General features: G+C 57.7%; 1 pseudogene. It reads left to right on the top strand.

What is annotated here, in order from left to right:
* Positions 1-903 (top strand): annotated as a pseudogene (locus OKC40_RS22585) (type I restriction endonuclease subunit R); the annotation flags it as partial.
* Between the last annotated feature and the right edge of the window lie 101 nt (positions 904-1,004).

Genomic DNA, 1,004 nt, shown 5'->3' with positions numbered 1-1,004 from the left:
CTGGTGCCCAAGATGGAGGAACTGGACGGCGAACTGGTGGATGTGAACCTCAAGGTGCGAGAAGACTTCTACGAGGCGCTCACGGCGTTTGCCAGTTGCCTGAAAGTGGCGTTGCAGTCGGCCTCTTTCTTCGAGGACGGTGCCTTTAGCGAGGCGGATCGCCGTCACTACAAGGAGACGGTGAAACAGCTCTCCAGCCTGCGCCAACTGGTGCAGCAGGATGCCGGTGAGAAGGTTGACTACGACGAATATGCCGAGCAGGTGAAGAAGCTGCTGGATAAGCATGTGGTCGGTGTAGAGGTCAAAGAGCCGGGTGGCGTCTACGAGGTCGGCAAGATGGGCCAGCAGCAGCCAGAAGAGTGGAACGAGAACAAGACCCGCAACGAGACCGACATCATCAAAACGCGGGTCAGCCGCATGATTGAGCAGGAGCTACGAGATGACCCTTACGCCCAGGAAGCCTTCTCCAAGCTGCTGCGACAAGCTATCGAGGAGGCAGAGAAGCTGTTCGAGCACCCGCTCAAGCAGTACATGCTGTTTCGGGAGTTCGAAGAGCAGGTGCAGGAGCGCCGCCTGAGTGACATACCTGACGCCTTTGCTGGGCATCGCCACGCTCAGGCCTACTTTGGGGTGTTCAAAAAGGTACTGCCGGAGGTGTTCGCCATTACCGACAGCCAAGTACAGGATAAGTGGATAAAGCTGGCCTTCGAGATCGATACGGTCGTGGATGCGTCTGTGGCCGAGCACTCCATCAACCCGCAGAACATCGAGGCGGGTATTCGCAAGAAACTGTTGCCGCGCATGTTCCAGGAGTGCAAAGCAATCGGCAGTGGTATGGAGCAGGCCAAGAAGATCGTCGAGATGGTGGTGCAGATCACCCGAGTCGGCTTGAGCGGAGTCTGATCAGATGAATGTGCCTATTCGGGCCAAGGGCGATGCTCAGGCCCAGGCTCCAGCTCCATCCTTTAGCTTTCGCTACGGCGATGAGCGGATCGCCTTCGAGC

This window comes from Aeromonas sp. QDB11, assembly GCF_027705265.1.
Taxonomy (GTDB): Bacteria; Pseudomonadota; Gammaproteobacteria; order Enterobacterales; family Aeromonadaceae; genus Aeromonas; species Aeromonas allosaccharophila.
Note: the sequence above shows the minus strand (reverse complement) of the source record. Positions and strands in the feature narration are given on the sequence as shown.